Here is a 13,584-nt window from a genome sequence, read left to right as displayed (position 1 = left end):
CGGCGCGGCATGGCCCTTGGTGGGGGATGGAAAAGTGCACGCGCGGGCAGGCTGGACGCGGGCAGCCTGCCCGAAAGATCCTGTGCGGGCAGCCTGAAAAAACGCGTGCGCCCCTTCTGACGCGACACGCGCGGGCCGCCCCACTGCGTGCGGCCGCGCACAGCCCCCCTCTCCGGACGGGGGCGCATGGCGAAAGCGCCGCCCTGTTCCCCTGTCGCCCTGCCCCCCCCCCATCGCCCCCCTCCCATGCCTGCGTTCCCCGGTTCCGCGTGACGCACGCCGCGCCCGCACCCCCTTCGGACGCCCCTGCCACCCCGCCGCGCCCCCCGTGCGGCCGCATCGCCCCCGTATTCCCGGTGTAGGGTGGCGCGCGTTTCGCACCGCGATCAACCTTCCAACCACCGGAGTCCCCATGACGGCCACCACCCGGCGCGAAGCCGCCGCGCTGTACGCGGACCTCGCGGCCGACGCCGCCCGGCGCGGCCCGGACGCCCTTGCCGCCGTGCAGGCGGAACTGGGCCGCCGCGACCTGTTCTACCTGCTCACCCGGCTCATGGGCCGCGCCGACATGGACCGCGACTGGCTGTTCGAGCGCTGCCGCGAGGTGCAGGCCGCGCCCGACGGCCACCTCGACCTGTGGGCACGCGAACACTACAAATCCACCATCATCACCTTTGGCCAGACCGTGCGCGACATCCTGAACGACCCGGAAATCACCGTGGGCATCTTTTCCCACTCGCGTCCGGTGGCCAAGGACTTCCTGGGCCAGATCAAGCACGAGTTCGAGCGCAACGACCTGCTCAAGCGCCTGTACCCCGATGTGCTGTGGGCCGCGCCCCGGCGGCAGGCCCCGGTCTGGTCGCTGGACAAGGGCATCGTGGTGCGCCGCCGGGGCAACCCCAAGGAGGCCACCGTCGAGGCGTGGGGGCTGGTGGACGGCCAGCCCACGGGCAAGCACTTCCGCCTGCTGGTCTACGACGACGTGGTCACCCGCGAATCGGTGACCACCCCGGAAATGATCGCCAAGGTCACGGAATGCTGGGCGCTCTCGCTCAACCTGGGAGCCAGCGGCGCGGAGGGGAGCCCGGCGGACGAAAGCGACGGCCCGGCGGCTGGCGGAAACAGGGACAACACACCCGACCGCGCGCCCTCCGCCGGGCGCGGCGCGGGCCGCCGCCGCTACATCGGCACGCGCTACCACTTCAACGACACCTGGCGCGTCATCATCGAGCGCGGGGCCGCCGTGCCGCGCATCCACCCCGCCACGCGGGGCGGCGCGCCCGAGGGCACCCCGGTGCTGCTTTCCCCGGCGGCGCTGGCCGAAAAGCGCCGCCAGATGGGCCCTTACGTGTTCGGCTGCCAGATGCTGCTGAACCCCGCCGCCGACACGGCGCAAGGCTTCCGCGCCGAATGGCTGCGCCGCTACGCGCTCTCCGCGCCCGGTCTGCCTGGGATGTCCGGCATGTCTGGCACATCAGGCCTGCCAGGGGCCATCGCCGGGGGTGGCTCCCGCGCAGCATCCCCGCTCGAACGCTGGCTGCACTGCAACCGCTACCTGCTGGTGGACCCGGCGGGCGAACGCAAGAAGTCCAGCGACTACACGGTGATGCTGGTGGTGGCCCTGGCCCCGGACGGCAACCGCTACCTGCTGGACGGCGTGCGCGACCGCCTGAACCTGACCGGCCGGGCAGCCGCGCTGTTCCGGCTGCACCGGGCCTGGCGACCGCTGGCCACGGGCTACGAAAAATACGGCATGCAGGCGGACATCGAACACGTGCGCGCCGAGCAGGAACGCCGCAACTACCGCTTCGACATCACCCCCCTGGGCGGCCCCATGCCCAAGAAGGACCGCATCCGCAGGCTGGTTCCGGAATTCGAGCAGGGCCGCATGCTGCTGCCCCATCACCTGCCGTTCATGGATGCCGAGGGCAAACGACGCGACCTGGCCCGCGAGTTCGTGGACGAGGAGTATCTGGCCTTTCCCGTTTCGCGGCATGACGACATGCTGGACTGTCTGGCCCGCATCCTGGACCCGGACCTTGGCGCGGAGTTCCCGGCGCTGGACGACGGGCCGGACCCGGCGGGACCGGATGCCCCGCGCCACGGCGCGGGCACCACCGGCGCCACCGGAAACATGGAGTACCCCCTGTATGGCTAGCCCCGCCCTCCCGTATCCGGCATCGCCGCCCCTGCCCCCGCTGGTGCTGCGCTCGCGCCATCCGTCCCACCCGGCTGCGGTGACCGACGCCGAACTGGACCGGGTATGGAGCACCCTGTGCGATGACGGGCTGGCCCCGGTGGTGTTCCACGACGGCGGCGTGCAGAGCGCCGCCGACCTGCGCGGGCTGCTGGCCCCGCAACGGGCCTGGTGCTACCTGGTACAGGCGGCGGAAACGCCGCTGGCCCTGTGCTGGCTGGACGGCTTCACCGGGCGCGCGGCGCGCATCCATTTTTGCGTGCTGCGGGCCGGGCTGCCCCGCGCCGCAGAGATCGGCCGCATGGTGGTGCGCTTCCTGCTCACCGCGCCTGCCGCCCCGGCATCCGGGCACCTGCCCCCCTACTTGCTGGACACCCTGGTGGGTCTTACCCCCGCGCCTTACCGCCATGCACTGGATTTCGTTGCGCGCCTGGGCTTTCGCCGCGCGGCGGTGATCCCCGGCGGGGCGGTGTTGGCGCGCCCGGCGGGCCGCAGGGTCTGCGACGCGGTGCTCACCCTGTGCACCCGGCCCGACCTGCCCGACCTGCCCGACCTGCCCGACATCCCCGATCTCCACTGACCTGCCCGACATCACCGGTCTCCACTGACCTGCCCGGCGGCCCGAACACCTCTGGCCCTGACACATCCGGTTCCGGGCCACCCTGCCCCTGCCCGCCCGACCGTGGAATTCTCCCGGCCAACACAACGCGAGCCACACGTGAAAAGGGCCGGAACGCGCGCTGCGTTCCGGCCCTTCGGCAGTGTTTCTTCTTCCCGCCTAGCGGGAAACGCCCCACAGCTCCAGTCTCGGCCCGGCGTCCAGCAGTGCCGCCAGCGGCACGTCCACCTGCTGCGGCCCGGACGACCATGGGGCCACCTGATACGGCGGAAAATACACCCGCACGCCTTCCGGCGTCAGCGCGAGGCTGGCGTAGTTGTCCGCGTCGGGGCTGGTGCCGCCGCGCAGCATGTCCTCCACCCGGTCGGGCCCCAGCGTCTCGGCCAGCGCCTCGTAACAGTGGGAGGACAACAGGGCCAGCGCGCCTTCGGTATCGGCGAAGATGTCCTCGAACGACAGGCGCGCGCCCGAGGCCATGTCGTAACTCAGGGTGATGATGTCCAGGTTGCCGTGCGCCCCGCCGGTGTAGGTCCAGATGCTGAAGGAGACCGTGGCCCCCCGGTCCGCCTTGGCCGAGGCCCGCGAGACCTCGTAGGTCACCTTCAGTTCGTTGACGAAGCGATGCGCGTTGGGGTCTGGCGCGCCGACAACCGGCTGGGGCTCGGGCTCGGCCAGTCCCTGCCGGAACGCGGCCACGATGTGCGCGGCCCAGCGGGCCAGGTCGTCGTCCACGGCGGGCTGGCCGAATCGGGGGTAGCGCACGTCGATGTCGAAATCGTCCTCGCGCAGGGTGATGGAGGCCTCGTCGTCGCGGGGCGCGCCGGGCTCTGCCGCCCGTACGGGCGTGGCGCAGAGCACCGCCGCGACAATCGCCACCGCCGCCAGCACGCGTACCGCCACGCCGTGCGGCCACCATGCCGCAGTAAACCATTTGCCGTCATTCATGCCTGCTTCCTAGCACGGGCGGCCCGCCGCGCCAAGGGCGCGACGGGCCGCGAAGGGGTCACGTCATGTCCGCATGCGCGCCGTCACCCGGCGCGCACGTTACACGCGAAAGCCGTAGCGCAGGTCCAGCAGGGTGCGCGGGCGCAGCAGCAGCAAGCCGCCCGCCAGCACCACGTACACCAGGCTGAACCACACATGCAGCCTGTCGGGCACGTGGGGCAGGCCCATGGCCGCCTCCACCGGCGCCTGGATGAACGGCGAGACGAACTGGGCCAGGAACAGCACGAACAGCAGCGCCGCCCCCTTCATGCCGATGCGCATGCGCAGCAGCAGGCAGATGGCGAACAGCGACTGCGCCGCCGTCAGCAGTATTTCGTTCAACTGATGAGAATCCATGGGAATGGGCGGGTGCATCGAACCGGAAGACGCCGCGTACACGCCGGGAATCATGCCCACCAGCAGCGTCCACTGGTTCAGCTTGGACGAGATCAGGCTGCCCAGGGCGATGCTGGCGTGGCCGCGCATGGCGAACATCAGCGACACGATGAACTCGGGCGCTTCCGAGGCGATGGGCGCAAGCCACTGCACCAGCAGGAATTCGTTGATGCCCAGCACCTTGCCCGAAGCCACCAGGCTTTCGCTGAACAGTTCCGCGTCGGCCAGGATGACCACGGCGGCGAACAGGAACAGCGACAGGGTGGCGATGCGCCGGTGACCCTTGGGCAGCCTGGCCAGCACCTCTGCCGGGCCTTCGGCCTCGAACTCGGTGCAGGGCCTGCGCGAAACGATCCAGATGTACCACGCGTACATGGAAACCAGAGCCACGCCGTCGTACCACGCCAGCGAACCCTTGATGGGGATGATGAACGCATACGCGGTGGCCATGGCCAGGAACACCAGGTCGGTGCGGCGCTCGGCCTCCACCACCACCGCGCTGCGAAAGCGCATCCAGCACACCAGCACGATGGCGCTCCAGCCAACCCCGATGAGCAGGCGGTTGGCCCCGGTCATGTTGGCGATGGCGTAGTGCGAATATTCGCTTTCGGGGTGCTGCCCGGCCATCCAGGTGAAGTACATGTCCACGGCGTATTCCGGCAGCACGGCGATGAGCGCCACCACCGCCAGGGCCAGGGTCTGGGGAATGTCCAGTTGCGCCACCTCGCAGGCCCACATCAGCATGAACGATGCGGCCAGGATGGCCCCGCCGGTAAGGCCCGCCATGACCAGGGGGCTGATCTCGGGGTGCAGGGCGCGCATGGCAAGGCCCGGCAGCGTGGCCAGCACGGCCAGCAGGAAGGGGTACCAGTCGCGGAACGCGTGTCTCACAGTCAACCTCTCGATACCATTTGAGAATTCACAAATCGCCAGAGGCCAAAAAGAAAAGGCGAGACCTCCGGCATTCCTGCCGTGAAGGTCTCGCCAATTGGTCCGGTTTGCGGGTCCGTCCCAACGGCAACGCCAGGCGCGTGCGCCATGCTGTTGACGTTGCCCTTGCTGGCTACTCCCCTTGCTGCCTGTTCACATACACAGCGCCCGTTCCCCCGTCAAGACGCCGCGCGGTGGCGTAGGGTCGCCCCCTTTACAGCGCGGTTCGCCGGGCCTATGTCTGGCCCCACACCCCACCGGACCATACCGGCAATCCGGCCAACGGCATACCGGCGCAACGCCCCCAGCGGGCCGCGCCCACGGAGTTTCGCCATGCATGTTCATGTTCCCAGCGGCGTTTGCAGCAAGCAGATCCAGTTCGACGTGCGCGAGGGCGCGCTGCACGACGTGCGCTTTGCCGGGGGCTGCCCCGGCAGCCTCGAAGCCCTCGGCCGCCTGCTCGACGGCATGCCCGTGCAGGACGCCATCGACAAGATGTCCGGCATCACTTGCGGCAACAAGCCCACGTCCTGTCCCGACCAGTTGGCCAAGGCCCTGGCCAGCCTGCAGGACGGCCGCCCCCTGGCCGCCCCGGCGCATGCCGTGGGCTTCGGCCTGAAGCCGCTGAACCCCTTCGGCTAGGCAGACCACGGGGCAATGCTGCATCGTCCCGTCACCGCCTTTCCCGCCTGTCGGCCCTAGGCGACGGATGCGTTCACGGCGCGGCCCTCCCCGCCGTGGTTGCGTCCCCCCCCCATTCCCGGAACAGCACATCCATCGGCTTGCATCCGTGCATGACGCCACCTATGATAGATTTCATCTATCAATAATCAGGCGGAGCATTTGCGATGCAAATACTGATCGTCCTTTCCAGCGCGGACCCGGAAATCCGCTGGAACACCTTTCGCTTCGGCAACTTCCTGCTCGAAAAGGGCGAGGAAGTGACCATCTTCCTCAACGGCCCGGCGGCAGCCTACGCAACCGGCGACGGCCCATCGTTCCCCATCCGCGAGCAGGCCCGCCTGTTCACCCTCAGCGAGGGCGTGCTGGCCGCCTGAGGCAAGTGCCAGGACATCCACGGCGTGGATGCGGACGACATGGTGGCCCGGGGCAACCAGCAGTTCCTGTACGACGAGTTGCTGAAGGCGGACAGGGTGCTGAACTTCTGATGCGGCGGGCCGCCCGCCCGTCTTTCTCGGCCGCCCCCGCGTGCCCGCCACCCCGGCGGTGGCACGCGGGGGCAACGCTGCGTGCCGCACGGGCCGTCGAGACCGCCAGTCAGGAGGATGCGCCCAGATTTTCCTGCCGTGCCCCATGCGGCAGGTGTGTCCAGGCATGCGGACACACGCACGGGCAGTCGGGACCGCCGCCGGGGCACGCCCCGCGCGCTCCGCACATGCCCGTTGACAGCCGCACGGGCCGGTCATAAGACGCGGGTGCGGCCGCCCGGAGCGGCCCCATCCGGAGGATTCCATGCCCGTCCATTCCACGGCCCGGCCAGCCCCGCCCACCCGGCGGCCCGCAACGGCCGCCTTGCCGCGCCGTTTCCGCGCCCCGGCCCTGCTGCGGGGCCTGCCCGTCCTGCTGGCCGCCGCGCTGCTGCTGACCGCCTGCGCCCCGCGCATCACCGACGACGGCGCCAAGGACTATCCCAGCCCGCAGCCCGAACGCATCTACCCCGGCGCCACGCCCGTGCGGGTGCTGGACCGCTTTCTGCTGACATCCTTCGCCCAGCGCCACCCCGACGCCGCGCAACGCGCGGGCCTCGTCGTGCTGCCCGACGGCCGGGCCGAACCTTCCGGCGATCTCGTCCCGCAGGACTACCAGCCGGAATCCTGCGGGCTGGAACTGGCCCTGCGCCTGAACCTGCGTTCGTTTCCCTCGCTGCTGCTGGGCTTCACCGACGATTCGCGGCGCACCTTCGCCTCGCCCAAGCAGTGGACGGTCAACGCGCTGGACCGCACCTCGCTGCACGTTTCCTCGCCGGACCTCATGAACTCGCTGGTGGTCTTCGCCACCATGGACTGGAACGGCAACGGCGTGCGCGACTGGCTGGTGCTGCTTACCCAGAAGACCCCGCACGACGAGGGCTTCTACCTGGGCTACTGGCTGGTGGTGGAAGACCCCGCGCCCAAGGGCCTGTTGCAGGCCCGGCTGCTCTCGCTGGACGAGTACCGGGGCATCGGCGCGCCGGTCACCCGCACCGGCGAGGAGGCGCGCGCCTTTCTGGACAAGCTGCTGCGCGAACAGGTGCTGCCCGCCTCGCAGGAGGCCGCGCGCAAGGCCGCCGACGAAGCCACCATCAGGGCCATCCTGAAAAAATAATCGGAATCCGTGGCGCACGCCGCGCCCGACACCCCAAACCGCCCGCCGGGCACCACCCGCCATGCACCGCACCCGCCCCCACACCGCCCTGCGCCGCGCCCCCGCGCGCGGCCGCGCCGTCCTCGTCCTTCTCCTGCTGCTGGCCGTGGCCCTGGTCTCCGGCTGCGCGCTGCAACCCGTGGAGGTGGTGCGGCCCGACGTGTTCCGCAACTACGCCATCTACCTGCGCGACGAGATGGTGCGCCGCAACATCCTGGACGCCGAGGGCAACTACATGGAGGCGGCCATCCGCGACAACCGCGACTACCGCCCCGCCTCGTACGGCGAGGAACTGTACCGCCGCCTGTCCACGCGGTTTCGTTCGGCGGAGGCGCGCAACGGCCTTGCGGGTGAAACCTTCGCGGACGGCGCGACCGCGGATGCCAACGTGCGCATCGGCAAGGTGGGGTTTGCCCTGGGCCAGGGCATGGACGTGATTTCCGTGTCGCTCACGGCCATCACCGACTGGAACGGCGACGGCGTAAACGACTGGCTGGTGACCTGCACGGTGACCCCGCTGTTCGGCAACGGGCCGCGCGAATACTACCTGGCGGTGGAAAACGTGGGGCCCGAGGGCGTGCTGAAGCCCACCCTGCTGGCCATCCGCGACTGCGCCAACAACGAATGCACCGTGCTGGTGGGCAAGGCGCGCACCAAGGCGCTGGGCTTCGACCCCGACCGCAGCACCGACAAGGCCCCGGCCAACTTCGTGGAATCGCAGCCGGGCCAGCAGATCGTGCTGCCGCCCAACACCCCCGCCCCGGCGGGCGCACCCGGCGCGGCCGGCCCCCGCGTGCAGGAACAGTCGCTGTCGAAGTAGACGACGCCCTGCCCGGCAGCCTCCCGCAGGATTATATCTCTTTCCTTATGCCCCGCGCCGGTCTCCCGGCGCGGGTGGCTGGTGCGGACAGGATGCGGAGAAATTACGAGTTTTGCCCGCCGGACAAGGCGGATCGACACTTTTGAGCGCAACGTACTTTTGTACGTGAGCATCAAAAGTGTCGATCCAACGCAGCCCGGCGGCAAAAGGCGGATTTTTCCGACAGGCTGTCCGCGTGCCCCGCAAGCTGCCCGTCGCAGTGCCAGCTTCAGCTCAAACCGCAGTCAGCCCCGTCTGATGTTGTACACCCCCCGCCCCTCGGCCACATGCCTGTCCGGCCGGTCGGCGGACCAGATGACCACCTGCGCGTTGCCCACCCGGTTGCCCAGCAGCTTCACCGTGGCCTCGGCATACAGGTCGCTGGCGGAAGCCGGACGCAGATAGTCGATGACCAGGTCGATGGTGGCGATGCGGTCGTCGATGCGGCATTTGGTCCACACCGCGAACCCCGCGCACACGTCGGCCAGCGACGAAATCACCCCGCCGTGCAGGGCGGGACGCCGCGCATCGCCGATGAGTTCCTCGCGGAACGGAATGAACAGCTTCACCCGGCCCGCCTCCATCTCCGCCACCCTGATGCCCAGCAGCTTCTGGAACGGCAGCCCGTTTTCCACCAGGTCGGCCAGCGCCGTGAAATCCATGCAACCTCTCCTGTATCTTCGCCCGGCGCACCGGCCGGTTCATGTGGAATGCCACGACGCGAGAGCATTTACTGCCGCCACGGGGAGCACGACACACACCTACTCCAAGCCCGGCCCGAAAGCCACCCGCGCCAACGCCAGCCAGACGCCACACCCACGGAGACACTCATGAGCAAGGACGAAGCCCCCCGCATGCACACCGCCGAACACGTCCTGAACGGCGTGATGGTGGCCCGCTACGGGTGCGGGCGCTGCTTCAGCGCCCATATCAACCCCAAGAAATCCAAGTGCGACTACAGCTTCGACCGCCCCTTCGACGATGCGGACGCCCGCGCCGTGGAGGCGGAGGTGAACCGCGTGCTGTCCGGCAACCTTCCGGTCACCGCCGTGGACATGGACCGCGCCGAGGCCGCCAGCCGCTTCGACCTGGGCCGCCTGCCGGACGACGCGGGCGACACCCTGCGCATCGTGCGCGTGGGCGAGTTCGACGCCTGCCCGTGCAGCGGCGCACACGTGGGCAACACATCGGAAGTGGGCGCGTTCCGGATCATCTCGCACGATGTCGAGAACGGCGTGCTGCGGGTGCGCTTCAAGCTGGACACCCCGGCAACGTAGCCCGGCAGCCCACCCCGGCGGGAATGTCCGGCCGCCCCCGCGCGTCCCTCCGCTTTCTTCCCCTCCGCCTTTTCCGCCACGGGCCGCCCGCTGTCGTGCGAACGGCCCGTGGCGCTTTGCACCCCCGGCATCCACCGCCCGCCCGTCATCGCCCCGCCGTCTTGACACGCGCCGCACCGGCACTATCTGCACATGGGAATTTCCTGCCGCAACGGCACGGAACGATTGTACAAGATTCGGGCCGCCCAGCCGCGCCAGACACGCCGGGCGCGCCCTTTCGCTCACCAGACCACGACTTCACAGGAGGAGACGATGACAGCCGCCGCGCACGAGACCCATGAATTCCGCACCGAGGTGCAGAAACTGCTGCACATCATCACCCACTCGCTGTACACCAACCGCGAGATTTTCCTGCGCGAACTGGTCTCCAACGCTTCCGACGCCCTGGACAAGCTGCGCTTCTTCCAGAGCCGGGGCGATGCCGTGACCGCGCCCGACCTGCCGCTGGACATCACCATCACCGTGGACAAGGACGCCCGCATCCTGCGCATCGCCGACACGGGCGTGGGCATGACCCGGCAGGAACTCATCGACAACCTGGGCACCATCGCCCGTTCCGGTTCGGAACGGTTCATGACCGAGCACGGCCTGAACAACGGGGCCAAAGCCGAGGGTTCCGACACCGTAGAAGCCGCCGAGGGCGAGGCCGCATCCCCCTCCGCGCCGGGCGCGCCCACCGACGCCGCGTCCATCATTGGCCGCTTCGGCGTGGGCTTCTATTCGGTGTTCATGGTGGCGGACAAGGTGCGCGTCACCTCGCGCTCGTGCCAGCCCGGCGCTATCGCCCACGTCTGGGAATCGGATGGTTCCGGCTCGTTCAGCGTGGCCGAGGTCGAGGCCGAGGGTGATGCCCACGCCCCGGCGCGCGGCACGGTCATCGAGGCGCACATCAAGGAAGACGCGGCGGAATTCCTGGAACGCCACCGCCTGGAAGCCATCGTGCGCACCCATTCCAACTTCCTGCCCTTCCCCATCATGGTGGAGGGCGAACGGGTAAACACCACCCCGGCCCTGTGGCGCGAACCGAAGTTCTCGGTCACCCCGCAACAGTACGAGGACTTTTACAAGTACCTCACCTTCGACAGCGGTGCCCCGCTGGAGACCATCCACGTTTCCGTGGATGCGCCGGTGCAGTTCACCGCGCTCATGTTCGTGCCGCCGCGCGGGCAGGAGCTGTTCGGCATGGGCCGCGACCGCTGGGGCCTCGACCTGTACGTGCGCCGGGTGCTCATCCAGCGCGAGAACAAGGACCTGCTGCCGGAATACCTCAGCTTCGTGAAGGGCGTGGTGGACACGGAAGACCTGCCCCTGAACATCTCGCGCGAAACGCTGCAGGAGAACGTGGTCATCCGCAAGATCGGCCAGACGGTGACGAAGCAGGTGCTCGGCCACCTGGAAAAGCTGTCCGCGTCCGACGCGGACAGGTACGCCGAATTCTGGCGCGGGCACGGCAAGGTCTTCAAGCTGGGCCACACCGACTGGGCCAACCGCGAAAAGTTCGCGGGCCTGCTGCGCTGCAACACCTCGCACCATGACGATGCCAAGGGGCTTTCGTCGCTGGACGACTACATCGGCCGCGCGCGCGAAGGCCAAAAGGACATCTGGTACATCTCCGCGCCCAACCGCGAGGCCGCGCGGCTGAACCCGCACCTGGAAATCTTCCGCAAGAAGGGGCTGGAGGTGCTGTTCCTGTACGAGCCCATCGACGAATTCGTCATGGACGCGCTGGGCAGCTACAAGGACTTCGCCCTGAAGGCCGTGGAGCACGCCGACGCTGCCACGCTGGACGCCTTCCCCACCGTGGAGGAGCGCAAGGAACCGGAACCGCTGGCGGAATCCGACTCTCCCGCCTTCGACGCGCTACTGGCCCGCATGAAGGAACTGCTGGGCGACAAGGTGACCGAGGTGCGCGTGTCGCACCGCCTGTCCGACAGCCCGGCCTGCCTGGTCAGCCCCGATGGCTCGGTCACCTCGTCCATGGAAAAGCTGCTGAAAGTCATGCAGCGCGACGAGACCATCCCGAAAAAGGTGCTGGAAGTGAACCGCGACCACCCCATCCTGCGCAACCTGCTGCGCATCCACAAGGCCGACCCGGCCGACCCCATGGTGGAAAGCGCCACCCTGCAGCTGTTCGAGGCCAGCCTGCTGCTGGAAGGCTACCTGGCCGACCCGCACGCGCTGGTGGGCCGCCTGTACGGCCTGCTGGAACAGGCGGGCGGCTGGTACGCGGAAGTCAAGAAGCTGTAGGCCGCAACGGCGGAACATGCACCATCCTGCGGGCGGGGGGCGAAGCCCCTCGCCCGTTTTCGTTCGCGGGGCGCTTGGCGCATGCGCGCGCCCCCCGGCGTCCTTCCCTTCCTCCGGCACATTGACTTTCCCCCCGCCGCGTGAAATCACCGCACCACATTTCCCCGGCCAATGCGCCGCGCACCCCAACCCCCACATCCCCATGCGCCTCGTCATCGCCAAGAAGCTGCGCTTTCCCCAGACCGCCGCCAATCACATCCAGGCCGTGAACATGGCCTCCGCCTTCGCCGCCTGCGGCGTGGAAACGGAGATATACCCGGCCCTGCGCGGCGGCGACACACGGGCTCTGGCGGCGCATCTTGCGGATGACTATGCCGTGGACCTGCCCTCCGCCCTGCGGGTGCGCGCCATCCCCTTCCATGGACCCACCCTGTATGACGCGGTGTTTCACTGGCGGCTGCTGCACGCCGTGCGCACGACGGGCACCGCATTGCTGGCCCGCGAGGCCAAGCCCGCCGCCCTGCTGCTGCGGCTGCGCCAACTGACGGGCGGACGGGCTCCCGTGTTCTTCGAAATGCATCAGCAACGGCACGAGGAACTCACCCGCCGGATACTGGCCGAAGCGACGGGCGTGATCTTCATCGACGAGGCGTTGCAGATCTGGGCACGAGAGCGGTTCGGCTATGCCGGACCGGGCGTGGTGGCCCCCTCCGGCTTCAACCCGCGCATTTTCGCGCATCTCGCAGGCGATGCCGCGCCGGCGGGCCGAGATGCCCCCATCACCCTGTGCCACTTCGGCTCGCTGACCCCCGAAAAGGGCGTGGCCCAGCTTTTCGACATGCTGGCCCGCCTGCCCGAACGTTACCGGCTGCTGCTGGTGGGCGGCGTGGCCTGGCCCGACCCCGACGACTTCCGCCGCAGGCTGGAAGCCGTGCCCGGCTGGGAGCAACGGGTCATCCTCGCGGGCCGGGTTGCCCCCACGCAGGTCGCCTCTGCCTTGCGCGGCGCGGACGTGGCCGTCATCCCCGCGCCGCCCGGCGGCGAATACTTTTCGCAGATCAAGATCTACGAAGCTCTGGGCCTTGGCCTGCCGCTGGCGGTTTCGCCGCGCACCCGCCTGGCCGAGGGCATGCGCGAAGGGGTGCACCACGTCACCGCCTCCGGTCCGGACGGCAGCCATCTGGCCGAGGCAGTGCTGGCCCTCACCAACGGGCCGGACGCCCCCGGCCGCATGGCCGCCATGCGCGCCTCCAACGTCGCCCTTGCCGCAGGATTCACCTGGCAGGCCCGCGCCCGGCGCATCCTCGACTTCATGCACGGCACGCTCTCCACGGCATAACCGAGCACCACCTGCCGCGAAGCGCGCTTCGCCCATCCGCCGCACTCGGACACGCCTCCACGCCTTCCAGAAAGAAGCCCCACCCCCGTCAACTCCGCCATCTTCCCGTTTTTCGTCCTCCCCGCCTGTCCGCATTTTACAATATTCGCATAGCGGCACCCCTTTCCCGCTTTGACACCACCTCCAAAAATGTGAACGATGCTCCCGTGGGCGGCACCCCGGACTTCAGGACGAACACACCGCGCCGCCCGCTCCGTACGCCCGTATCGCCGGGCGTACGTGGCGTGAGGGCCGCAACCCGCCGGTCCCGCG

The 13,584-nt window shown here is 69.1% G+C and carries 12 protein-coding genes; 9 read left to right on the top strand and 3 right to left on the bottom strand.

Annotation, left to right across the window (positions count from 1 at the left end):
* Nucleotides 1-412 precede the first annotated feature (412 nt).
* Nucleotides 413-2,158: a hypothetical protein gene (locus RVX_RS04940; protein WP_116304973.1), complete on the top strand. Its 1,746-nt coding sequence runs from the start codon at nt 413-415 to the stop codon at nt 2,156-2,158.
* Entirely contained in the window at nt 2,151-2,777 is a 627-nt protein-coding gene (locus RVX_RS04935) for a hypothetical protein (protein ID WP_116304972.1), read from the top strand. Before RVX_RS04940 ends, RVX_RS04935 begins: the two co-directional genes overlap by 8 nt.
* A 198-nt stretch (nt 2,778-2,975) precedes the next feature.
* Here RVX_RS04935 and RVX_RS04930 read toward each other — a convergent pair whose 3' ends face one another.
* Nucleotides 2,976-3,761 (bottom strand): DUF3298 and DUF4163 domain-containing protein, encoded by a 786-nt coding sequence (locus RVX_RS04930; RefSeq protein WP_116304971.1) that lies wholly within the window; start codon nt 3,759-3,761, stop codon nt 2,976-2,978.
* 99 nt (nt 3,762-3,860) lie between these two features.
* A complete protein-coding gene (locus RVX_RS04925; RefSeq protein ID WP_116304970.1) occupies nt 3,861-5,087 on the bottom strand; it encodes a sodium:calcium antiporter in 1,227 nt (408 codons plus the stop codon).
* A gap of 372 nt (nt 5,088-5,459) precedes the next feature.
* Here RVX_RS04925 and RVX_RS04920 point away from each other — a divergent pair, with 372 nt between their 5' ends.
* The 4 genes from RVX_RS04920 to RVX_RS04905 all read left to right on the top strand — a co-directional run bounded on the left by RVX_RS04920 (nt 5,460) and on the right by RVX_RS04905 (nt 8,310).
* Entirely contained in the window at nt 5,460-5,768 is a 309-nt protein-coding gene (locus tag RVX_RS04920) for a TIGR03905 family TSCPD domain-containing protein (protein WP_116304969.1), read from the top strand.
* Between the two features lie 206 nt (nt 5,769-5,974).
* Nucleotides 5,975-6,295, top strand: coding sequence for a DsrE family protein (locus RVX_RS04915; RefSeq protein WP_230404386.1), 321 nt, complete (start codon nt 5,975-5,977; stop codon nt 6,293-6,295).
* A gap of 304 nt (nt 6,296-6,599) precedes the next feature.
* Nucleotides 6,600-7,451, top strand: coding sequence for a hypothetical protein (locus tag RVX_RS04910; protein WP_116304968.1), 852 nt, complete (start codon nt 6,600-6,602; stop codon nt 7,449-7,451).
* A 61-nt stretch (nt 7,452-7,512) separates the two neighbouring features.
* The gene (locus tag RVX_RS04905) at nt 7,513-8,310 is read left to right on the top strand and encodes a hypothetical protein (RefSeq protein WP_172596522.1); all 798 of its coding nucleotides are present in this window, start codon (nt 7,513-7,515) and stop codon (nt 8,308-8,310) included.
* A gap of 284 nt (nt 8,311-8,594) precedes the next feature.
* Here RVX_RS04905 and RVX_RS04900 read toward each other — a convergent pair whose 3' ends face one another.
* The gene (locus RVX_RS04900; protein WP_116304967.1) at nt 8,595-9,011 is read right to left on the bottom strand and encodes a PaaI family thioesterase; all 417 of its coding nucleotides are present in this window, start codon (nt 9,009-9,011) and stop codon (nt 8,595-8,597) included.
* 168 nt (nt 9,012-9,179) lie between these two features.
* Here RVX_RS04900 and RVX_RS04895 point away from each other — a divergent pair, with 168 nt between their 5' ends.
* The 3 genes from RVX_RS04895 to RVX_RS04885 all read left to right on the top strand — a co-directional run bounded on the left by RVX_RS04895 (nt 9,180) and on the right by RVX_RS04885 (nt 13,272).
* Nucleotides 9,180-9,626: a hypothetical protein gene (locus tag RVX_RS04895; RefSeq protein WP_116304966.1), complete on the top strand. Its 447-nt coding sequence runs from the start codon at nt 9,180-9,182 to the stop codon at nt 9,624-9,626.
* Between the two features lie 312 nt (nt 9,627-9,938).
* A complete protein-coding gene (gene htpG, locus RVX_RS04890; RefSeq protein WP_116304965.1) occupies nt 9,939-11,933 on the top strand; it encodes a molecular chaperone HtpG in 1,995 nt (664 codons plus the stop codon).
* Nucleotides 11,934-12,135: 202 nt separating this feature from the next.
* The gene (locus RVX_RS04885; RefSeq protein ID WP_172596521.1) at nt 12,136-13,272 is read left to right on the top strand and encodes a glycosyltransferase family 4 protein; all 1,137 of its coding nucleotides are present in this window, start codon (nt 12,136-12,138) and stop codon (nt 13,270-13,272) included.
* Nucleotides 13,273-13,584 lie beyond the last annotated feature (312 nt).

The sequence above is a fragment of the Nitratidesulfovibrio sp. HK-II genome, from assembly GCF_003402415.2.
Lineage (GTDB): Bacteria > Desulfobacterota > Desulfovibrionia > Desulfovibrionales > Desulfovibrionaceae > Cupidesulfovibrio.
The sequence above is the reverse complement of the archived record's forward strand: the minus strand, read 5'-3'. Positions and strand labels throughout refer to the sequence as shown.

Coding starts and splice junctions, on each gene's coding strand:
- RVX_RS04940 (WP_116304973.1), top strand. CDS start 413: ATGACGGCCACCACCCGGCGCGAAGCCGCCGCGCTGTACGCGGACCTC.
- RVX_RS04935 (WP_116304972.1), top strand. CDS start 2,151: ATGGCTAGCCCCGCCCTCCCGTATCCGGCATCGCCGCCCCTGCCCCCG.
- RVX_RS04930 (WP_116304971.1), bottom strand. CDS start 3,761: ATGAATGACGGCAAATGGTTTACTGCGGCATGGTGGCCGCACGGCGTG.
- RVX_RS04920 (WP_116304969.1), top strand. CDS start 5,460: ATGCATGTTCATGTTCCCAGCGGCGTTTGCAGCAAGCAGATCCAGTTC.
- RVX_RS04910 (WP_116304968.1), top strand. CDS start 6,600: ATGCCCGTCCATTCCACGGCCCGGCCAGCCCCGCCCACCCGGCGGCCC.
- RVX_RS04905 (WP_172596522.1), top strand. CDS start 7,513: ATGCACCGCACCCGCCCCCACACCGCCCTGCGCCGCGCCCCCGCGCGC.
- RVX_RS04900 (WP_116304967.1), bottom strand. CDS start 9,011: ATGGATTTCACGGCGCTGGCCGACCTGGTGGAAAACGGGCTGCCGTTC.
- RVX_RS04895 (WP_116304966.1), top strand. CDS start 9,180: ATGAGCAAGGACGAAGCCCCCCGCATGCACACCGCCGAACACGTCCTG.
- htpG (WP_116304965.1), top strand. CDS start 9,939: ATGACAGCCGCCGCGCACGAGACCCATGAATTCCGCACCGAGGTGCAG.
- RVX_RS04885 (WP_172596521.1), top strand. CDS start 12,136: ATGCGCCTCGTCATCGCCAAGAAGCTGCGCTTTCCCCAGACCGCCGCC.